Here is a 20,453-nt window from a genome sequence, read left to right as displayed (position 1 = left end):
TTAATTATTTATAAAAAAATGTGATTCAAAGGTAGTTGAATTTTGCATATCATCTGTCACAATAACTTTGAAATCATTCTTACCTTCTTTATATTTATTATCACTTAACATGTGAATTAGCTTTTTAGTCTTATAATCGTATTCCATTAAAATCCATTCCCCGTTTAAATAAGCATTATAAGTATCTATTCCAGATAGATTATCAGAAATTGAAACACTTAGTGTTTTCTGATTTTTTAAATTAGATCCTTCTACAAAGTTCACATTGTAAATTCGTGGTGAAATTGAATCTTGAGCTAATTTATAATTTTCTAATGAACGAACTCTTGCTGAAAATGTATTTCCTTTTCTATATGTCTTATTGTATCCTAATTTGTACCCTTCTACTGAAGCAATAAATGTTTTATTCAATTCTTCTTCTGTTAAGCCAGTAACATCATTAAAAGTAATCGTTATATTCTTATGCACTGGAATATTCTCTTCTGAAAATGATAGAACTCCATCTTTTACATCAAAATCAAAACTAAAATCATCATAAAAAGCATTCTCAGGAATATAGACCGACACATTTTCTTTTGTGTAATTATTTTCTACTCTAGATTTTAAAAAATAAGGTTTCACTTCTTCTTTTTTAAGAATCACTTCTTCCTGATTCTGAAATTCTATTGGAATTATAATTGTAGCTTTATTATTGTGATAATCAAAAATCTCAATTTTATAATTATAGTTAGTATTTGGCTGAGCATCTACAATTCCATTATTCTTACTAAATTTTATAACCGATAAAGGATAATCCGAATAATGAAACAGTTTTTGTACTTTTTGTCCCATTTCCTTCATTCTATTATAATCGATTAAGTTATTTATATATCTACTTTCAGCAAAAGCAAATGTTTCAAAATCATATTGATAATATAGAACTCCATTTAAGTATGCATTCACTTTATATAATCCATTTCTATTATACGGATTAGTACAATGATCGTAAGCATTTATCCCAAATGCAATTTTACCATTAGTAACTACTTTAGTCCCTAAATAAGTCCCATCTGCTTGCTTATTAAAAGAAATAGCTATTGGTTTTTTAGATTTATTTACAATTGCATTTTCTATTGGATAAGCCACAATTCCTTGTAGAAAGGGATTCCTAGTATCGTTTGCTAATTTATTAAATCCAAAACTTAAAGGATTAACTACTTTCTCAGTCTTAGTTTCTCTAAATTCAAAATGTAAATGCGGACCACCACTTCCTCCTGAGTTTCCAGAAAAAGCAATAATATCACCTTGCTTTACAGGTAATTCTGAAGAGCTTGGAAACATTTCAACTTCAAATGATTTCTTATTATACTGTGTCTTTCTTATATACTCTTCAATTACTCCATTTGCCTTTTGTAAATGAGCATAAACCGTTGTATAACCATTTGGGTGTGTTATATATATTGCTTTTCCATAACCATAAGTAGAAATTTTAATTCTAGAAATATAACCATCTGCTACTGCAAAAACATCAAGTCCTTGTTTTTTATTTGTTTTCAAATCTAATCCTGAATGAAAATGATTACCTCTTAACTCTCCAAAAGAACCAGAAACATCTAATGGAATAGACAATGGAGAAATAAAATCTTTAGGATAATCTTTCTGACTATATGATATGGCTGATAAAAATAAAAATAAAAATACCTTCTTCATGTTTTTTTGTATAAATGCTAAAAATAATAAAAATTTACTCACAAATATACGTAAGAAAAAACGCATTTCATAACTACTTAAAAACCAAATTATTATAAAAAAAACAAAATATTATATAATTTTTTTTAAAAAGTATTGTTATTATCCAATAGTAATATTAATTTTGTAGAAATAGAAATGAATCATATCATTAATGAATGGATTGTCTGAACTAATTGATTCTCTTGAAATTAAATTTTTCAAGCTCAACCAAAAGTTAGTAAAACTTGAAAAGAGAAATATAGAATTATTAGAAAAAATTAAGGTTTCTGAAAATATTCAAAAACAACAGTCTGATGAGATTGTCGCTCTTAATAAACAATTAGATAATTTAAAAATGGTAAATTCACTATTAGGCAGCGAAGAAAACAAAAGAGAAACAAAACTCAAAATAAATTCATTAATTCGAGAAATCGATTATTGCATAGCACAACTTTCGGATTAGAAAGCATGAGTGAAAAATTAAAAATAAAAATATCAATTGCTGATAGAGTTTACCCTCTAACTATAAAAGAGTCGCAAGAAGAAGGCTTGCGAAGTGCTTCAAAAAAAATTGACACTATGATTAAGCAATTTGAACAAAGCTATGCTGTGAGAGACAAACAAGATGTTTTGGCAATGTGTGCATTACAATTTGCATCACAAACAGAACAAAAGCAAATAGATGTTTCACAAGATTATGAATCATCCTTTAATCGTTTAAAGAATTTAGACAAGAAATTGAGTGAGTTACTCTCAAAATAAAAATACGTTCTTACAATAAAGATACTGCCTACATTAGTATATATTTGATAAACTCAACACTAACAAATTAAAATGAGTGAATCTTCGTAACTATAGCAAGCCCTTAAATGGGAAGCTTGAAATACGAGTTAGCTCAAAACTTGTCTTTACGAGTTTATACAAACACCTAATGTAGGCTTTTTTTATATATAATTTTTAAAAACAACATGGATATAATAAGTATAATAATTGGAATTTTTGTAGGTATTGGAGTAGGATTTGGAATTGCTAAATTTTTAGAAAAAAGTAATGTTTCCACTTTAATTAAAAATGCAAAAAAAGAAGCCTCTTCAATTTTAAGAGATGCGAAAACAGAAGCAGAGTCAATAAAAAAGGATAAAATTCTTCAAGCAAAAGAAAAATTTTTAGAATTAAAAACAGAACACGAACAAGTTATTTTGTCTCGTGATAAAAAGATGGCTGATGCTGAAAAAAGAACTAGAGATAAAGAATCTCAAGTATCTAGCGAATTAGCGAAGGCAAAAAAATTAAATGATGAAGTCGATTCTAAAATCACTGACTACAACAACAAAGTTGAATATTTAGAGAAAAAACAACAAGAAATTGATAAACTTCACAAAAGTCAGGTTGAACAATTAGAAGTTATTTCGGGCTTATCTGCTGATGAAGCTAAAAATCAATTAGTAGAAAGCTTAAAAGCAGAAGCTAAAAGTAGTGCAATGTCTTTCATTCAAGATACAATGGAAGAAGCAAAAATGACAGCACAACAAGAAGCTAAAAAAATAATCATAAACACTATTCAAAGAGTTGGAACAGAAGAAGCAGTTGAGAATTGCGTATCTGTTTTCAATATTGAATCTGATGATGTAAAAGGAAGAATTATTGGTAGAGAAGGAAGAAACATTAGAGCCTTAGAAGCTGCAACTGGTGTTGAAATTATTGTTGATGATACCCCTGAAGCAATTATCTTATCTTGTTTTGACCCTGTAAGAAGAGAAATTGCACGTTTAGCTCTTCATAAATTAGTTACTGATGGTCGTATACACCCTGCAAGAATTGAAGAAATTGTTGCTAAAACACAAAAACAAATCGATGAAGAAATCATAGAAGTAGGAAAACGTACTGTTATTGACTTAGGTATTCATGGTTTACATCCAGAGCTAATTAAAATTGTAGGAAGAATGAAATATCGTTCTTCTTATGGACAAAATTTATTACAACACTCTAGAGAAGTAGCAAATCTATGTGGAATTATGGCTGCCGAACTTGGATTGAATGTAAAACTTGCTAAAAGAGCTGGTTTACTTCATGATATAGGAAAAGTACCTGATACTGAAAGTGAACTACCTCATGCTATCTTAGGAATGCAATGGGCTGAAAAATATGGTGAAAAAGAAGAAGTTTGTAATGCTATCGGAGCTCACCATGATGAGATTGAAATGAAATCTTTAATTTCACCTATAATACAAGTTTGTGATGCAATTTCAGGAGCAAGACCTGGTGCAAGAAGACAGGTGTTAGATTCATACATTCAACGTTTAAAAGATTTAGAAGATATTGCTTTTGGATTTAATGGTGTTAAAAGTGCATACGCAATACAAGCAGGTAGAGAACTACGTGTTATTGTTGAAAGCGAAAAAGTTTCAGATGAATTAGCTTCTAATTTATCGTTTGAAATTTCACAAAAGATTCAAACCGAAATGACATATCCTGGTCAAGTTAAAATTACTGTAATTAGAGAAACTAGAGCTGTTAATATTGCTAAATAACTACTTTACAAAATATTAAATTATTGTATAATCTTTAATTAATTTTTTATGAAAAAAGTTTTTTATGTATGCCTCACACTATTTTCAATACATTATAGTTCGGCACAAGAAGTTCAATCATCAGTGAGTTCACCTTCATCAGATAATAAAGGTACTTATGGAATAAAAGGTGGTTTAAATTTTTCAACGATTACTAAAGGAAATTTTGATGAAGGAGCAGATCCTAGAACAAGTTACTACATTGGCTTTTTTAGCGAAATTCCTTTAATAAACAAAGTTTTATCATTACAACCAGAAGTTCTATATTCAAGACAAGGTTTTGAAACTAATTTTAGACTTTTAGGCACAAATTACAAACAAGAATACAGAATTGACTACATAAACGTTCCTGTTCTTGCAAAAATACATTTAGGTAGAGTTCTTGCTGTAGAAGCCGGACCTCAATTTGGTTTTAAAATTAATGAAAAGATAAAAAGTGAAAACAGCACTTCTACTAATGATGATGTAAATAGCTTTGACACAGCATTAGCTGCTGGTTTATCTCTCAAAATTGATGATTTTTTAATTTCAGGAAGGTATACTTATAGCTTTAATGAAGTAATTAAAAATACGGATTCAAAAAACTCAGTATTTCAAATTGGAATTGGGTTTTACTTTTAAAAAAAACATAATTATAAAAAAAATACAGTGTAAATATTTACACTGTATTTTTTTTTATATAATCGTAAAACGCTACTTCTTAAAATATACTTTAAATGTAGTTCCTACTTCTAATTTGCTTTCTACTTCAATTTTCCCTCCCATAGTCTCAATTTGATTTTTGGTTATATACAATCCAACTCCTCTTGAATCTTCTCTATTATGAAATGTTTTATATAACCCAAAAATTGATGTTTCATACAATTTCATATCAATACCTACTCCATTATCCTTAACAATTAAAACATAATATCCTTCTATTTCTTCAACAGAAAACGAGATCATGATTTGTTCTTTTCCTTCATCCGAATATTTAATTGCATTAGTCAATAAATTCAACAATATACTTTCTAAATAAGCTGGAATACAATTTACATAAATACCTACATCAACATCATTTAATACATGAATTCTTTTACTTAGAATATCATCATTTAAAATATATAACATCCTAGCTATATAATCTGTTAATCTTAATAATTCATATTCTTTATTAGTTTGCGTATGTACTTTAACTAAATCATTTAAATTCTCAATCGTTTCATTTAATTCTTTAGACACAGTATCTATATTTCCTATTGTCTCTTGATAACCAAAAGTATTATTGTGATAAAACGCTAAAAGCATTTTAATATTACCTGCGTGTGTTCTTAGATTATGAGAAACAATATGTGCAAAATTTAATAGCTTATTATTTTGCGTATTAACAATTTCCAGCATTTTTACCAACTCTTGTTCTTTTTCCTTTTGTGCTGAAATATCTGTATGAGTACCTACAATACGAAGTGGTTTCCCTTTATCATCTCTTTCAATTACTTTTCCTCTATCTAAAATCCATTTATACTTTTCATTACACATAACTCTATGACAAGTTTCATAAAAAGGAATTTCCCCATCAAAATGACGATTAATATTTCCATAATACTCTGCTCTATCATCAGGATGCACTCGTTCATCCCATTTTTCAGGAGAACCCACTAAATCGGATTCTGTAAGTTCTAAAATTTTCATGGATTCAGAAGAGTAATAAACTTTATTTGTGATTAAATCCCAATCCCAAACTCCTCGATCTGATGCTTGAACAGCAAAATGAAAACGTTCATCTGCAACTCGCAACTGAATTTCTTGTTCTTTTATGGTTGTCACATCAGACAAAAGACCATAAAAAATAGTCTCATCATTATCAATACCTCTTGGAGTAGCTTCTATTCGAATCCATTTATAACTACTATCAGGTAATAAGAAACGAAAATCGACTTCCCATTTGGAATTATTATCAACAGCATAATTGAACGATTCAATAAATATTTTTAAATCACTCTCATAAATACGATATTTGGCAAACTTATAAGAATCATGTAAAACTTCTTCAATAGAAAATTGATATATAAATTCAATTGGCTTACTGATAAAATCTACATGAATATCTTTTTTAGAAGTTACTCTAATTTGAAATATTATATTTGGCAATTGCTTAATTAGACTTTCATATAATCTATTTAAGTCTTCTGGTTTATTCTTTGGTACAAAAATCATGGTTAATAGCGGTTATCTAAGAAAGGTACAAATAAAAACACTGAAAATCAAACAAAAATAATAGCAGAAAATATTTTGTGATATGTTTCATTTTCTTGGATGAAACTTGTTCAAAACTTGTGCCAAAAATTTTCGATCTAAATGCATATAAATTTCAGTTGTTGTTATCGATTCATGACCTAACATTAATTGAATAGATCGTAAATCGGCACCATTTTCTAGTAAATGTGTTGCAAATGAATGTCTAAATGTATGAGGACTAATATTTTTCTTCAAATTTATTTTTGGTACTAAATCTTTAATTATAGTAAAAATCATGGCTCTAGTTAATTGTTTCCCTCTCCTATTTAAAAATAATGTATCCTCAAAGCCTTTTTGTACTTTAATTTGAGTTCTTATTTGTTCTTTATAAATTGTAATGTATTTTTCTGTTGTTTTCCCAATAGGGACAAATCGTTGTTTATCTCCTTTTCCTGTAATTTTCACAAAGCCTTCTTCGAAAAACAAATCTGATATTTTTAAAGTTACTAATTCAGAAACTCGCAATCCACAACTATACAAAGTTTCCAAAATAGCTCTATTTCTTTCTCCTTCTAGCGTAGATAAATCAATTGCAGCTATCAAATTATCAATTTCTTCAACAGACAATGTATCTGGCAATTTCCTACCTGTTTTAGGTACTTCTATCAATTCCATTGGAGTCTCTGTTCTATAATCTTCAAAAATTAAGTAATTAAAAAAACTTTTTAATCCAGAAATTATTCTTGCTTGACTTCTTGCATTTACTTTTGAAGATATTTCATAAACAAACTGTTGTACAATCTCTTCTGGAATTGTAATTGGTGTTTCATCAATATTATTTTCTTTAAGGAATAGCACTAGCTTCTCAATATCAAAAGAATAGTTCTCAATAGTATTAAGAGAAAGTCCTCTTTCTAATCTAAGGTAATTTTGATATTCTTTAATAAAAGATTGCCATTTATTCATACTTCAAAAGTATCAAAAATATAATAATAAAAAAATCCTGACGTTTGTCAGGATTTTATATTGTAAATAGGGATTAAAACCTAGAAATGTAATGTCAAATTAATTGATGCAATTCCTACATTACCTAATCCAAACGAAGAACTTTTCCCATTATCTGAAGTTACAGGATCTGCTGTACCAACCGTAGTTGTTGTTTCAGAATTTCCTTGAATATCAAATCCTACTCTGTAAGTATATTGTGCTCCTATCGCGAATTTAGGGAAAATAAAATATTCTGCTCCTAAAAAACCTTGGATTCCTAAACCTAAACCTAAACCTGATTTGTTTTCAGTACTTTGTATAAACTCACCATCTGAAATAGCATTAAAAGTAGTCTCAGAATTTGAAGAATTAGCCGTTAACAATACGTCTGCTCCATAAAAACCTTGCAAACGTGTATTTCCTTTTCTCCATTCTTTTCCTAAACCTAAAGCCACATCAAATGCATTTGTTTTAACTTCTTTATTTGCATTAGCAGGTTCTAATCCTGAACTGATACTTGTTCTAGAGTTATTATTAAACCCTAAATTTGCTACAACTCTATATGCTTTTTTATCTGAAATAAATTTTTTCCCTACAAAAGTGTTACTTCTTATATAATCAACACCTGGTGCTCTATTATCTAAAGTACCATTAAAAGCATTTCCTATATATTCAAAAATTCCATCAGCATTAAAACTAATAGCCCAATCGTCCATTTCTGGTAAATAGTTTTCTCCTTTTTTAGAAAGAATTGGATTAACTAAGATTTCATCTTGTGCATTAACAAGACTAAATGTGTACAATGCAATTACAGATAGTAATAATTTTTTCATTTTTTTATATTTTAATTTTTATAGTGCTGCAAAATTATAAAAAAATAACCTGAAAAAGAGAAAAAAAGCTTACAAAAAAAGAAGTACTATAATTAACAAAAAAAATCCCGCAATTGCGGGATTTTTAATGCTATAAAATTTACAAATTAGAATTTGTAAGTTAAACCAAAAATAATTGTAGATAAATCTACATTTAATCCAAATGAGTTTCTAGCATCTGCTCCATCTGCATCTAATTTTCTAGAATTATATCCTAATCCTGCCCATTTTGCTTCAATTGCAAAATTGTTAGATAAAAAATAATTAACTCCAACACCTGCATTAACTCCGAAATTATTATATTTAGTTTCTACGTTTGCAACAGTCTCTTGTTTTTCTGTTCCAAAACCTACAGCTAATTCACCAAAAAGAGAAAACTTTGAAGCAGGAGTAAAATAATAACGACCAAAAATATCCGCACCAAATTCAGTATTCTTAGTCTCTACTTCATTTTCTCCACTAACAATATTTAATCTAACACCAGCAGCAATATTTTCAGTTACGAAATATCCAATTGATGGAGAAAAAGTAAATTCGTTAGATTTAGCATCTCCTTGTTTTGTTGAATTAAATCCAACTCCTCCTGATACGAAAAGATCACCTTGAGAAAAACCACCATTAGTAGTCTCATCTTCTTGTGCATTAGCAAAGCTAAATGCAAATACTGCTACAGCAGCAAATAATACTTTTTTCATTCTATTTTTAATTTAAATTTTAGTTATTCGGGGCAAATTTATGCTATTTTCCTTTAACTACAAATCATAAAATCTAGCTAATTTTCTTTCTTTTACCCCAAAAACAACAAAACACTTTAACAATCAAATACTTATGTTTTAAAAAAAATGTTTCATGTTACTACAACATTAACATTTCAATGATTTTTAAGTTATAAATTCACAAATAATTAACTTTTTTAAAGGCTAAAATGCAACATCAATCTAACTTATTCTTATTATAAATCTTATGATTTTAGATTCTTAAATTAAAAATCTTATTAAATGAATAAAAAAATATCTTTAAACAAATTATTTTAATAGAAAATTATAATATACACACTGTATAAAATATTAACTTTTTAATCTTTAAAACCTACACAATAATCTTTTACATTGCATTTTTTTAAAGAACACATTCTTCATATTACTACCTTTACTGTATAAATAAATTATTTTTAAGCACAATTTTTATTACACATTCATCGTTTATAACTATAAACATATTCAGTCTTAGAAATAATTTTAATATCTAAATCTTATGAAAAAAACACATTTTTTAGTCATTGTATTATTATTAGTTACAGGAATAACTAATGCGCAAACATTAAAAATAGGGATAAAAGCAGGTATAAATTATGCTAATTTAACAGACACATCTATAAAAACAGATGCTATAACAAGTTATCATGCTGGATTATTAGCTGAAATAAGAATATCAGAATCGTTTGCTTTTCAACCTGAATTATTATATTCAACTCAAGGTGCATCCTATAAGAATGCTGTAGATGAGTTTAAAAATGAGTTAGGTTATATTTCTGTTCCACTTTTAGCCAAAATAGGTTTAAGCAAAAGTCTTGCATTAGAAGTGGGTCCGCAAGCATCGTTCTTACTAAGCAAAAAAGATGAATTTGATTTAAACGATTATAATTCTTTCGATTTTGGAGTTAATGGTGGTTTAAGATTAAGAATCACAGACAACCTTTTTGCACAAGCACGATACACACTTGGTCTAACAGAGATTTCTAAAAATGCTGAAGCAAAAAATAGTGTATTCCAATTGTCAGCAGGAATCCTTTTTTAAAATTATTCATAAACTTACTATAAAACCATTCATTAGTTGAATGGTTTTTTTATTTTTACTCAAATTCTTGAATCTTATGAAATTACTTATTCTTAATGGCCCTAATCTTAATTTACTTGGCAAACGAGAACCTGAAATTTATGGTAGTTTAACGTTTGAGGAATATCTTGAACAATTAAAAAATAAATTCCCCAATATTGTTTTTGAGTATTATCAAAGTAATATTGAAGGTGAAATTATAGATAAATTACACGAAGTCGGTTTTTCTTATGATGGAATTATTTTAAATGCAGGAGCTTATACACATACTTCAATAGGCATAGGTGATGCTATAAAAGGAATTACAACACCTGTTATTGAAGTTCATATTTCAAACACTTTTTCCCGAGAATCTTTTAGGCATCAATCTTATATTTCACCAAATGTAAAAGGAATCGTTATAGGTTTTGGTTTAAAAAGCTATGAGTTAGCCATTCAGTCTTTTTTATAATTTACTCCCTATATTTTTTATAGAGTATAATATTGCTTTTTTTATTAAATATTTATTTATGAAAAATTGATACAACCTTTTACAGGGAAAACTCGTCTATTAAATAAACCCATTCAAATGAAACAACTTTTCTCTTTATTGTTCTTCCTATTTGCCAATATAATTGTTTCGCAGATAAAAGGAACTGTTACTGACACTAATGGTAATGTATTACCTTTTGTAAACATTTATATTCAAGATACCTATATAGGTACAACTACAAACGAAAATGGAAAATATGAATTAAATTATACTAATTCAGGAAATACTGTTCTCTTATTTCAATATTTAGGTTATAAAACTCAAAAAAAAGAAATAAATACAATTTCTTCATCTCAAGAACTTAATGTTATACTTGAAGAAGAAAATTTTCAACTGAATGAAGTTGTAGTTCAAAATGGTATAAATCCAGCGAATGAAATTATTCAAAAAGCAATTGCATCAAAAAAGATAAATGCTGCAAAAACAGACAAATTTGAAGCTGATTTTTATTCGAGAGGTATTTTTAAAGTAAAAGACATTCCGAAAAAAATTATGGGATTTGAAGTAGGTGACATTGATGGAAGCTTGGATTCAACTAGAAGTGGTGTGATTTACTTATCTGAAACTGTATCAAGAATTAAGTTTGAAAAGCCTAATAATTTAAAAGAAGAAATAATAGCCTCTAAAATTGCAGGTGACGACAGCGGGTTTAGCTACAATACAGCCTTAAACACTAATTATGATTTTTATGAAAACTATGTGGATTTCGATATTAATATGATTTCACCAATAGCAGATAATGCTTTTAATTATTATAAATATAAATTAGAAAGTACCTTTTACGATGATAAAAATCAATTAATAAACAAAATCCAAGTAACACCTAAAAGAGATAAAGAACCTGTTTTTGAAGGTTACATCTACATAGTAGAAGATAGTTGGGCAATTTATGGGATTGATTTAGACATTAAAGGTTATAGAATGCAACAACCTATTTTAGAAACCATGAAATTAATTCAAAATTTCAGTTACAATAAAGAATCGAAACTTTGGGTTAAAAATGTGCAATCACTAGATTTTGATGCGGGAATTTTTGGTATGAAGTTTACTGGAAAATTCACTCATGTTTTTAGCAATTACAAATTCAAAGATAGTTTTGAAAAGAAAACGTTTGGAAATGAAATTGTCACTTTTGCAGAAAATGCAAACAAAAAAGAAGATTCTTTTTGGAAAAATACTAGACCTGTTCCATTAACTGAAGAAGAAACAAAAAACTACATTAAGAAAGATAGTATTCAAACTATAAGAAAATCAAAAACATATTTAGACTCGATAGACGCTAAATCAAATAAATTTAAAGTCTTTGACATTATAAATGGTTATACTTATAAAAATTCGCATAAAAAGTGGAATTTTAGTTATCAAGGCGTTACCGACCTCTCATCGTTAAGTTTTAATACTGTTCAAGGATGGAACTTAAATAGTGGTTTTTCATTTAGAAAATGGAATGAAGAAACTGGTAAATTTACTTCAATAAACACTACATTTAATTATGGTTTTGCTGAAGATAGATTAAGAGTTAATGGTCGTTTCTATCATCGTTTCAATACTAAAAATTACGCTAATCTTATTATTTCTGGTGGAAGCGCTATAAGTCAGTTTAACGATAATGAGCCTATTTCTGCTTTTATAAACTCTATAAGTACATTATTCTTTAAAAATAACTTCATGAAATTATACAACAAAGAATTTGCAGAAATTGCATACGGTCAAGAAGTTGTCAATGGTATTTCTGCAAATGGAAAATTAACCTATGAAAACAGACATGCATTATTTAATAATACTGATTACACACTTATAAAAAACAATGATGATTATTTTTCAAATAATCCTTTACAACCTTATAATTATACCTCAGCATTTGAAAAGCATAGCATTTTTAAATTCAATCTTTCTACTAGAATTCGGTTTGGACAAAAATACATTTCAAGACCTGATGGAAAAATCAATATTCAAGATGACAAGTATCCTGTTTTAAGTTTCGCTTATGAAAAAGGTTTTGGAGGTACTAATTCAAACTATAATTACGATTTTATTGCTGGAAGAATTGATTATAATAAGACATTTGGAAACAAAGGAGAGTTTTCTGTAAATATTAGAGGCGGAAAGTTTTTTAACGCCGATAATATTTCTTTCATAGATTATAAACATTTCAATGGAAATCAAACACATGTAAATTTTAGAGGAAGTTATATTAATTCTTTTAATCTTCTACCTTACTATTCAAATTCTACAAATGATGCATATATAGAAACTCATTTACAGCATAATTTTAAAGGTTATATTATGAATAAAATTCCATTATTAAACAAACTACAATGGAATTTAGTAGGTGGTTTTCATCAAATTAATGTGCCAAACACTAAACCATATCAAGAATTTAGTGTTGGATTTGACAACATTGGTTTTGGAAAGTTTCGTTTTTTACGTATTGATTACATTAGAGCTTATCAGAATGGTTATCAAGGAGATGGAATCATGTTTGGGCTACGTTTTTAAAAATTGTTGATTTTTTTTCTTAAATTAGATTTAACTAACCAGAAAAATATAATCATGACAAAACCAAGCAAATCTTTTTGGATTATTAGCATTCTAGCATTAATCTGGAATTTAATGGGGGTTAATCAATACCTTCAACAAGCGTACAACACTGAAAGTTTTAAAGCAATGTATAATGAAGAGCAACTACAAGCTATTACAAATACACCTTCTTGGGCTATTGCTGCTTTCGCAGTTGCTGTTTTTTCTGCTGTTTTAGGTTGCATTTCATTATTACTTAGAAAAAAATGGGCGCAATTCTTTTTTGGATTGTCTCTATTAGGTGTAATCATACAAATGTATCACAACTTATTTGTAATAAAATCTATAGCAGTTTATGGTCCTGGAGCAATGTTTATGACAATACTAATTCTTATTGTAGCTTTATTTTTATATTGGTATTCTAAGTTTGTACAAAAGAAGAATTGGGTATCTTAGCCTATAATTCTTTTTAATACATTAAAAATCACATCTTCAAAAATGATAATGTGATTTTTTTATTTTAGAAAAACATCATATCCAAATCGAAGTAAAGCAATTCCAACAATAACTAAGAATAAAACACGAATAAATCCATTTCCTTTTGAAATAGCTAATCTCGCTCCTATCCAAGCACCTAATGCATTACAAATTGCCATAGGAATAGCAACTGCCCAAATAATTTTTCCTTTTATTACAAATAATGTTATTGAACCAATATTAGTTGCCAAATTAACCAATTTTGCATAAGCAGATGCTTTTAAAAAATCGAATCCTAAAATAGCAATAAATGCCATAATCAATAAACTCCCTGTTCCTGGACCAATAAATCCATCATAAAAACCAATTACAACACAAATTAACATTGTGTAAATGTATTGCCTCTTTTTACTTAGTTTACTAATTTGAAATTGACCAAAATCTTTCTTCAAATATGTATAGATTAATAATAAAACTAATATTATAAACAATACTGGTTTCATAAAGTCATTCTTCATCACATTCAATAAACTTGAACCTACATAAGCAAAAACAAAAGAAACTAAAGCCATTATTCCAAATAGCTTCCAATTAATTTTTACCTTTTTAAGAAATTGATAGGTTGCAATACTTGTTCCACTAAAAGCAGGGACTTTTAAAGTTCCAATAACATGAGCAACACTTATATTTGGCAATAATATTAAAGCCGCTGGTGTTTGTATCAATCCACCTCCTCCTACAATTGCATCTATAAAACCTGCTATAAATGAAGCTAAACAGAGTAATAGTATAACGTAAAATTCTATTTCCATGGAATTAAAAAAAGCTAAACTCAGTTTTAAAGTTTAGCTTATTATTAAATTAAAGAATATTTTAATTTTATTAAACTCGAACAATATTAGCACCTATAGCTGTTAATCGTTCCCCTATTCTTTCATATCCTCTATCTATTTGTTCAATATTTTGAATTGTACTTGTTCCTTTAGCAGAAAGAGCTGCAATTAATAATGAAACTCCTGCTCTAATATCTGGAGAAGTCATTGTTGTAGCTTTTAATTGAGACTGAAAGTTATGACCAATAACAATGGCTCTATGTGGATCACAAAGTATAATTTTTGCTCCCATATCAATTAGTTTATCTACAAAGAACAAACGACTTTCAAACATTTTTTGATGAATTAAAACTTCTCCTTTTGCTTGTGTAGCTACAACCAAAACGATACTTAATAAATCAGGTGTAAAACCAGGCCATGGAGCATCGGCAATAGTTAATATTGAGCCATCAATATCTGTTTTAATTTGATATCCATCTTTGTGAGCTGGAATAAAAATATCATCTCCTCTTCTTTCAATTGTAATTCCTAGTTTTCTAAATACATTTGGTATTTGTCCTAGGTTATCCCAACTTACATCTTTTATTGTTATTTCACTTCTTGTCATAGCTGCAAGACCTATCCAAGAACCGATTTCAATCATATCAGGTAAAATTCTATGCTCACAACCTCCTAGTTGATCTACTCCTTCAATAATTAATTTATTAGAGCCAACTCCAGTTATTTTAGCTCCCATTGAATTTAGCATTGTACACAATTGCTGTAAGTAAGGTTCACAAGCAGCATTATAAATTGTGGTTATTCCTTCTGCTAAGACAGCCGCCATAACAATATTTGCAGTACCTGTAACTGATGCTTCATCAAGTAACATATAAGTACCTTTCAATCTTTCTGTCGTTTCAACACCGTAAAAGTGATCTTCTCTATTGTATCTAAATTTAGCTCCTAAATTAATAAACCCTTCAAAATGAGTATCTAATCTCCTTCTTCCTATTTTATCTCCTCCTGGTTTTGGAATATATCCTTTTCCAAAACGAGCTAACAAAGGTCCTACAATCATGATTGAACCTCTCAATGATCCTCCTTCTTTTTTAAAAGCTTCTGTTTCTAAATACCCTACATTAACTTCATCTGCTTGGAAAGTATAAGAACCATGTCCATTCTTTTTAATTTTAACACCTAAATTCCCTAATAATGTAATCAATTTATTTACATCAATAATATCTGGAATATTAGTAATCGTAACTTTTTCGGTGGTTAATAAAACAGTGCACAATACTTGTAATGCTTCATTTTTTGCTCCTTGAGGTGTAATTTCTCCTTTAAGTGCTTTTCCGCCTTCTATTTGGAATGTTCCCATAAACTTATTTTCGTTTTTGGTTTTTAGGATTTATACTTTTCTTTTTATGAATGTTCTTAGTATTTGAATTCTTATTATTAGAATTAAATTGAGATTTATTAGACATTTTCTTATTCACCTTCATAAGGTTATGCGAATTAGAAAGTTCCTCATTTGATTTAAACAAGTTAATTTTTCCGTCTGATAATTCTAATAAATGATTAAAGATAACTTCGTCTTCAACTGTTTCCTTGTTCCAGCTCAAATAACATTTTTTCATGTGATTTGCTATAACTAATATCAAAGCACTCTTCATGTCTCCTTCTTCCCATTTCATAGCAACATCTATCATATACGTAATATTATTACCATAAAAACGATATTTTGGGAAATTTTGAGGATAATTTAATGTATCTGGTCTTTGATTTAAAACATCTCTTGAAGGTATTGGATATGGAGAATCTACTTCTAATCTAAAATCAGACATTATAAACAACTGATCCCATAACTTGTGCTGAAAATCAGGCACATCTCGTAAGTGAGGATTTAAAGACCCCATAACCGAAATAACATATTTAGCTGCTTTATTTCGCTCTTCTTTATCTTTAATTACTGTAATTTGATCAATTAATTTTTGTAAATGTCTCCCATATTCCGGAATAATTAATTGTTCTCTTATTGAATTATATTCTAATTGTGATACAGCTTCAGATTTTACTTCCATAATTATAATGATATTATACCTTCAATTACTGAAAGTTCTTGATATTTATCAATGACACTTTGTGGATCTTTCATTTGAACACTTACTGAAACACTAGTGTATTTTCCCGTTTTTGAATGTTTTGTTGTAATTACTGCGCCCATTTTATCAAATGCCTTTTCAACTTGTTCTGTTTTATTCCCTTCTGAAGGCACAATAAATTTATATAAGTATTCTGACGGCCATAATGTATTATTAGCCAATTCTTCTTTTAAACGCAAATAAAAGTCTTCTGTTTTCTTGTCCATCCTCATTCTTTTTTTGAATAGCAAATATACTTTTTTATGTTAAGAATAAATATTTTAAAAAGCATAAAATTTAAAAGTTGAATACATTTTTAAAAAAAACTACTTTTGCATTTCAGATTTAATTAACTCATGAATAAAGAAATAATAGTTTTAATAGGTGGACCAAGTTCTGGAAAAACAACTTTAATTAACGCATTAATTGAAAAAGGGCATATATGTTATCCTGAAATTTCAAGAGATGTAATTAAAGAAGCTCAAAAACAAGGAATTGAACAACTATTTCTAGAAAAACCATTACTATTTAGCGAACTTTTATTAGAAGGACGAATAAAACAATTCAATCAAGCTATAAAAGAAGAAGAAAATACTATTTTCATAGATAGAGGTTTGCCCGACGTTTTGGCTTATATGCATTATATTGGTGATAGCTATCCAGAATCTTTTCACAAAGCTTGTGCTGAACATAAATACACTAAAGTTTTTCTATTACCTCCATGGAAAGAAATATATGTAAGTGATACTGAAAGATATGAAACTTATGAACAGGCTACTTTACTTCATAAACACTTAAAAGAAACGTATACTAGTTTTGGATATGATTTAATTGAAGTTCCAAAAGGTTCAGTAGAAACTAGAGTTGACTTTGTAATGAAACATATTTCTAAATAGTTTTTGTAATTTTAGCATTTCTAAGTTAACCCACCCAAATGTCTGAAACTTTACAAATTCTTCAAAAGTACTGGAAACACGAAAATTTTAGAGAACCGCAAGAAGAAATCATAAATTCTGTTTTAAAAAATAAGGATACATTTGCATTACTTCCTACAAGCGGTGGAAAATCTGTTTGTTATCAAGTTCCTGCAATGGTAAAAGAAGGCATTTGTCTTGTTATTTCTCCATTAATTGCTCTTATAAAAGATCAGGTTCAGAATTTGCAAAGCAGAAACATTAAGGCAATTGCACTTTTAGGTGGTATTTCCCAAAATGAAATTATAGAATTATTAGACAATTGCCAGTTTGGAAATTACAAATTTCTATACCTTTCACCTGAAAGATTACAACAAGACTGGATTATTGAAAGACTAAAACAATTGCCTATAAACTTAATTGCCATTGATGAAGCACACTGTGTAAGTCAATGGGGACATGATTTTAGACCGGCATATTTAAAAATAAATTTACTTAAAGCACATTTCAAAACAACTCCATTTCTTGCTTTAACTGCTTCTGCTACAGAACGTGTTCAAAAAGATATAATAGAAAATCTCGCATTAGAAAATCCAATTGTTTTCAAAAAGTCTTTTGCCAGAGAAAACCTAGCTTATCATGTAATTAATACTGAAGATAAATTTCATAAGATAAAGCAGATTCTTACAAAAAATCCTCAATCGAGTATCATCTATGTTCGAAATAGAAAATCATGCATTGAAATATCAAACCAACTAAAAGCATTAAACATTTCTAGCACATATTTTCATGGAGGATTAAATATAAAAGAAAAAGACACAAACATGGCACTTTGGATGCAAAACAAAGTTCAAGTTATAGTAGCAACAAATGCATTTGGAATGGGAATTGACAAACCCGATGTTAAAACAGTAATTCATATACAATTACCTGAAAACTTAGAAAATTATTATCAAGAAGCTGGTAGAGCTGGTCGAAATAACGAAAAAGCATTTGGAATTCTTTTAATTGATTCAAACGACATCAAAGCAGCTAAAAATCAATTTATTTCTGTTCTTCCCGACAAAACTTTCTTAAAAGAAGTATACATTAAACTAAACAATTATTTTCAAATTGCTTATGGAGAAGGCTTTAACGAAACCTTTTCTTTTAATCTAAATCAGTTTTGTACACAATATAAATTTCCTGTTCTAAAAACATATAATGCTCTTCAATTTTTAGACAGACAAGCTATTATTTCACTTCAAAATGAATTCTCTGAAAAAATCAGCATCCAATTCACAACTCCAAGTAAAGAAATAATACGCTATATGAGTTTAAATCCTCATTCAGAAAACATTATCACAACCATACTAAGAACTTATTCTGGAATTTTCGAATTAGAGACACAAATAAACACTTCTCTCATTGCAAAAAAAGCAAATACTACAGAAGACAACGTCTTAAAAGTGGTTACCAATTTAGAAAAAGAACACTACATTACTCTTCAAGTTCAAAATAATGACAGTAGTATAACATTTAATGAGGTAAGAGAAGATGCCTTAACCATTAACAGAGTTTCTAAATTTTTAGAAAAACAGAATGATTTAAAAACAAATCAATTAAACAGTATCATTCATTATGCAAAAACGAATGCTTGTAAAAGTAAATTACTCTTAGAATATTTTGATGAAAAAGAGATAACCGAATGTGGGATTTGTTCATTCTGCATTTCTAAAAAAAACAATAAGAGTACAAATTCTATACTAGTTGAAGAAGTTTTTCATTTATTAAAACATTCAAACTTAACTTCAAGAGAAATAGAAAGTCAACTTTCAATAACAACAGAAGATACTATCTTTGCCATTCAAATCCTTCTTGAGAAGGATAAAATAGCTATCAATAACTACAATCAATATTACTTAAAATAATGGAAAAATTAAAAATCGTCTTTATGGGAACACCAGACTTTGCTGTTGGTATTCTCGACACTATATATAAAAACAATTATGATATCGTAGGAGTTATAACCGCACCAGACAAACCAGCAGGAAGAGGTCAAAAAGTAAGTATGAGTGCAGTGAAACAATATGCTCTTGAAAAAAATCTTCATTTACTTCAACCAACTAATCTAAAAGCAGATGACTTTTTAACGGAATTAAAAAGTTTAGAAGCAAACTTACAAGTAGTTGTCGCTTTTAGAATGCTACCAGAAGTGGTTTGGAAAATGCCAAAACTAGGAACATTTAATTTACATGCTTCACTATTACCACAATATAGAGGAGCTGCTCCAATTAACTGGGCTATTATAAATGGGGAAACCAAAACAGGCGTTACCACATTCTTTATTGATGATAAAATTGATACTGGAGCTATGATTCTTCATAAAGAAACACATATAAGCGAAAAAGAAACTGTTGGAGAACTACATGACAGACTTATGAATATTGGTTGTGAAGCCGTAATTGAAACATTAGAATTAATTACAAAAGGAAAAGTGGAGACAACTATTCAAAAAGACACTGAAGAGATTAAAACCGCTTATAAACTCAATAAAGAAAATTGCAAAATTGATTGGACAAAGAACGGAAATGAAATTTACAATCAAATTAGAGGGTTAAATCCATATCCAGCAGCATGGACCTATATAAAAGATGAAAATCAAGAATGGAATGTTAAACTATATGATGTTAGTTTTGAAAAAACAGATCACAATTTTAGTATCGGACAGGTAATCGCTACAAAAAAAGAAATTAAAATTGCTACAAATGATGGTTTCATCCATATTTACAATTTACAATTTCCTGCAAAACGAAAAATGACATCTCAAGAACTTTTAAACGGAATTCAATTAAGTCATAATTCAATTGCGCTATAAGCCCT

At 28.4% G+C, this 20,453-nt stretch carries 20 protein-coding genes; 11 read left to right on the top strand and 9 right to left on the bottom strand.

Features of this window, described 5'->3' with window-relative positions:
- Positions 1-1,689, bottom strand: a complete 1,689-nt coding sequence (locus tag LXD69_RS09805; protein WP_045967935.1) for a M23 family metallopeptidase — start codon at positions 1,687-1,689, stop codon at positions 1-3.
- Positions 1,690-1,882: 193 nt separating this feature from the next.
- On the opposite strand from LXD69_RS09805, the gene LXD69_RS09800 reads away from it, so the two are divergent.
- From LXD69_RS09800 to LXD69_RS09785, 4 genes are all read left to right on the top strand, one after another.
- A complete protein-coding gene (locus tag LXD69_RS09800; protein WP_045967933.1) occupies positions 1,883-2,173 on the top strand; it encodes a hypothetical protein in 291 nt (96 codons plus the stop codon).
- 5 nt (positions 2,174-2,178) lie between these two features.
- The gene (locus tag LXD69_RS09795) at positions 2,179-2,472 is read left to right on the top strand and encodes a cell division protein ZapA (protein ID WP_045967931.1); all 294 of its coding nucleotides are present in this window, start codon (positions 2,179-2,181) and stop codon (positions 2,470-2,472) included.
- A gap of 206 nt (positions 2,473-2,678) precedes the next feature.
- Positions 2,679-4,241 (top strand): ribonuclease Y, encoded by a 1,563-nt coding sequence (gene rny / locus LXD69_RS09790; protein WP_045967929.1) that lies wholly within the window; start codon positions 2,679-2,681, stop codon positions 4,239-4,241.
- A gap of 48 nt (positions 4,242-4,289) precedes the next feature.
- Positions 4,290-4,901: a porin family protein gene (locus LXD69_RS09785; RefSeq protein WP_045967927.1), complete on the top strand. Its 612-nt coding sequence runs from the start codon at positions 4,290-4,292 to the stop codon at positions 4,899-4,901.
- 72 nt (positions 4,902-4,973) lie between these two features.
- Here the strand turns inward: LXD69_RS09785 and LXD69_RS09780 are convergent, their stop codons facing one another.
- From LXD69_RS09780 to LXD69_RS09765, 4 genes are all read right to left on the bottom strand, one after another.
- Complete coding sequence (locus tag LXD69_RS09780; protein WP_246914962.1) at positions 4,974-6,476, bottom strand: PAS domain-containing sensor histidine kinase; 1,503 nt, start codon at positions 6,474-6,476, stop codon at positions 4,974-4,976.
- Between the two features lie 87 nt (positions 6,477-6,563).
- Positions 6,564-7,463 carry a site-specific tyrosine recombinase XerD gene (gene xerD, locus LXD69_RS09775; RefSeq protein WP_045967924.1) on the bottom strand — a complete coding sequence of 300 codons (900 nt, stop codon included), beginning with the start codon at positions 7,461-7,463 and terminating at the stop codon, positions 6,564-6,566.
- Positions 7,464-7,543: 80 nt separating this feature from the next.
- Positions 7,544-8,317, bottom strand: a complete 774-nt coding sequence (locus LXD69_RS09770) for a hypothetical protein (protein WP_246914959.1) — start codon at positions 8,315-8,317, stop codon at positions 7,544-7,546.
- A gap of 146 nt (positions 8,318-8,463) precedes the next feature.
- Positions 8,464-9,051 carry an outer membrane beta-barrel protein gene (locus LXD69_RS09765; RefSeq protein WP_246914956.1) on the bottom strand — a complete coding sequence of 196 codons (588 nt, stop codon included), beginning with the start codon at positions 9,049-9,051 and terminating at the stop codon, positions 8,464-8,466.
- Positions 9,052-9,610: 559 nt separating this feature from the next.
- Between LXD69_RS09765 and LXD69_RS09760 the strand changes: the two genes are divergently transcribed.
- From LXD69_RS09760 to LXD69_RS09745, 4 genes are all read left to right on the top strand, one after another.
- Positions 9,611-10,153, top strand: a complete 543-nt coding sequence (locus tag LXD69_RS09760) for a porin family protein (protein ID WP_045967917.1) — start codon at positions 9,611-9,613, stop codon at positions 10,151-10,153.
- 76 nt (positions 10,154-10,229) lie between these two features.
- Positions 10,230-10,643: a type II 3-dehydroquinate dehydratase gene (gene aroQ, locus LXD69_RS09755; protein ID WP_045967915.1), complete on the top strand. Its 414-nt coding sequence runs from the start codon at positions 10,230-10,232 to the stop codon at positions 10,641-10,643.
- Positions 10,644-10,760: 117 nt separating this feature from the next.
- Positions 10,761-13,223, top strand: a complete 2,463-nt coding sequence (locus LXD69_RS09750) for a DUF5686 and carboxypeptidase regulatory-like domain-containing protein (protein ID WP_246914953.1) — start codon at positions 10,761-10,763, stop codon at positions 13,221-13,223.
- Positions 13,224-13,277: 54 nt separating this feature from the next.
- Entirely contained in the window at positions 13,278-13,700 is a 423-nt protein-coding gene (locus LXD69_RS09745; protein ID WP_246914950.1) for a hypothetical protein, read from the top strand.
- A 59-nt stretch (positions 13,701-13,759) separates the two neighbouring features.
- Here LXD69_RS09745 and LXD69_RS09740 read toward each other — a convergent pair whose 3' ends face one another.
- From LXD69_RS09740 to LXD69_RS09725, 4 genes are all read right to left on the bottom strand, one after another.
- Complete coding sequence (locus tag LXD69_RS09740; protein WP_045968298.1) at positions 13,760-14,527, bottom strand: sulfite exporter TauE/SafE family protein; 768 nt, start codon at positions 14,525-14,527, stop codon at positions 13,760-13,762.
- Positions 14,528-14,603: 76 nt separating this feature from the next.
- Positions 14,604-15,914, bottom strand: a complete 1,311-nt coding sequence (murA, locus tag LXD69_RS09735; protein ID WP_045967910.1) for a UDP-N-acetylglucosamine 1-carboxyvinyltransferase — start codon at positions 15,912-15,914, stop codon at positions 14,604-14,606.
- Positions 15,915-15,918: 4 nt separating this feature from the next.
- Positions 15,919-16,617 carry a DUF4290 domain-containing protein gene (locus tag LXD69_RS09730; protein WP_045967908.1) on the bottom strand — a complete coding sequence of 233 codons (699 nt, stop codon included), beginning with the start codon at positions 16,615-16,617 and terminating at the stop codon, positions 15,919-15,921.
- A gap of 2 nt (positions 16,618-16,619) precedes the next feature.
- Positions 16,620-16,904, bottom strand: coding sequence for a DUF493 family protein (locus tag LXD69_RS09725; protein WP_200894132.1), 285 nt, complete (start codon positions 16,902-16,904; stop codon positions 16,620-16,622).
- 129 nt (positions 16,905-17,033) lie between these two features.
- Between LXD69_RS09725 and LXD69_RS09720 the strand changes: the two genes are divergently transcribed.
- From LXD69_RS09720 to fmt, 3 genes are read left to right on the top strand one after another with little or no spacing between them, the layout of a single operon-like run.
- A complete protein-coding gene (locus LXD69_RS09720) occupies positions 17,034-17,573 on the top strand; it encodes an AAA family ATPase (RefSeq protein WP_045967904.1) in 540 nt (179 codons plus the stop codon).
- A 38-nt stretch (positions 17,574-17,611) separates the two neighbouring features.
- Complete coding sequence (locus tag LXD69_RS09715; RefSeq protein ID WP_246914947.1) at positions 17,612-19,501, top strand: RecQ family ATP-dependent DNA helicase; 1,890 nt, start codon at positions 17,612-17,614, stop codon at positions 19,499-19,501.
- Positions 19,501-20,448, top strand: coding sequence for a methionyl-tRNA formyltransferase (gene fmt, locus LXD69_RS09710; protein ID WP_246914944.1), 948 nt, complete (start codon positions 19,501-19,503; stop codon positions 20,446-20,448). The genes LXD69_RS09715 and fmt overlap by 1 nt, the downstream gene beginning before the upstream one ends.
- The last annotated feature ends 5 nt before the right edge of the window (positions 20,449-20,453 follow it).

This window comes from Flavobacterium sediminilitoris (assembly GCF_023008245.1).
Taxonomy (GTDB): domain Bacteria; phylum Bacteroidota; class Bacteroidia; order Flavobacteriales; family Flavobacteriaceae; genus Flavobacterium; species Flavobacterium sediminilitoris.
This window is presented reverse-complemented; position numbering and strand designations above follow the sequence as displayed.

What these genes read in the sequence shown, in the direction of transcription:
- LXD69_RS09805 (WP_045967935.1), bottom strand. Translation starts at nt 1,689, where the DNA reads ATGAAGAAGGTATTTTTATTTTTATTTTTATCAGCCATATCATATAGT.
- LXD69_RS09800 (WP_045967933.1), top strand. Translation starts at nt 1,883, where the DNA reads ATGAATGGATTGTCTGAACTAATTGATTCTCTTGAAATTAAATTTTTC.
- LXD69_RS09795 (WP_045967931.1), top strand. Translation starts at nt 2,179, where the DNA reads ATGAGTGAAAAATTAAAAATAAAAATATCAATTGCTGATAGAGTTTAC.
- rny (WP_045967929.1), top strand. Translation starts at nt 2,679, where the DNA reads ATGGATATAATAAGTATAATAATTGGAATTTTTGTAGGTATTGGAGTA.
- LXD69_RS09785 (WP_045967927.1), top strand. Translation starts at nt 4,290, where the DNA reads ATGAAAAAAGTTTTTTATGTATGCCTCACACTATTTTCAATACATTAT.
- LXD69_RS09780 (WP_246914962.1), bottom strand. Translation starts at nt 6,476, where the DNA reads ATGATTTTTGTACCAAAGAATAAACCAGAAGACTTAAATAGATTATAT.
- xerD (WP_045967924.1), bottom strand. Translation starts at nt 7,463, where the DNA reads ATGAATAAATGGCAATCTTTTATTAAAGAATATCAAAATTACCTTAGA.
- LXD69_RS09770 (WP_246914959.1), bottom strand. Translation starts at nt 8,317, where the DNA reads ATGAAAAAATTATTACTATCTGTAATTGCATTGTACACATTTAGTCTT.
- LXD69_RS09765 (WP_246914956.1), bottom strand. Translation starts at nt 9,051, where the DNA reads ATGAAAAAAGTATTATTTGCTGCTGTAGCAGTATTTGCATTTAGCTTT.
- LXD69_RS09760 (WP_045967917.1), top strand. Translation starts at nt 9,611, where the DNA reads ATGAAAAAAACACATTTTTTAGTCATTGTATTATTATTAGTTACAGGA.
- aroQ (WP_045967915.1), top strand. Translation starts at nt 10,230, where the DNA reads ATGAAATTACTTATTCTTAATGGCCCTAATCTTAATTTACTTGGCAAA.
- LXD69_RS09750 (WP_246914953.1), top strand. Translation starts at nt 10,761, where the DNA reads ATGAAACAACTTTTCTCTTTATTGTTCTTCCTATTTGCCAATATAATT.
- LXD69_RS09745 (WP_246914950.1), top strand. Translation starts at nt 13,278, where the DNA reads ATGACAAAACCAAGCAAATCTTTTTGGATTATTAGCATTCTAGCATTA.
- murA (WP_045967910.1), bottom strand. Translation starts at nt 15,914, where the DNA reads ATGGGAACATTCCAAATAGAAGGCGGAAAAGCACTTAAAGGAGAAATT.
- LXD69_RS09730 (WP_045967908.1), bottom strand. Translation starts at nt 16,617, where the DNA reads ATGGAAGTAAAATCTGAAGCTGTATCACAATTAGAATATAATTCAATA.
- LXD69_RS09725 (WP_200894132.1), bottom strand. Translation starts at nt 16,904, where the DNA reads ATGGACAAGAAAACAGAAGACTTTTATTTGCGTTTAAAAGAAGAATTG.
- LXD69_RS09720 (WP_045967904.1), top strand. Translation starts at nt 17,034, where the DNA reads ATGAATAAAGAAATAATAGTTTTAATAGGTGGACCAAGTTCTGGAAAA.
- LXD69_RS09715 (WP_246914947.1), top strand. Translation starts at nt 17,612, where the DNA reads ATGTCTGAAACTTTACAAATTCTTCAAAAGTACTGGAAACACGAAAAT.
- fmt (WP_246914944.1), top strand. Translation starts at nt 19,501, where the DNA reads ATGGAAAAATTAAAAATCGTCTTTATGGGAACACCAGACTTTGCTGTT.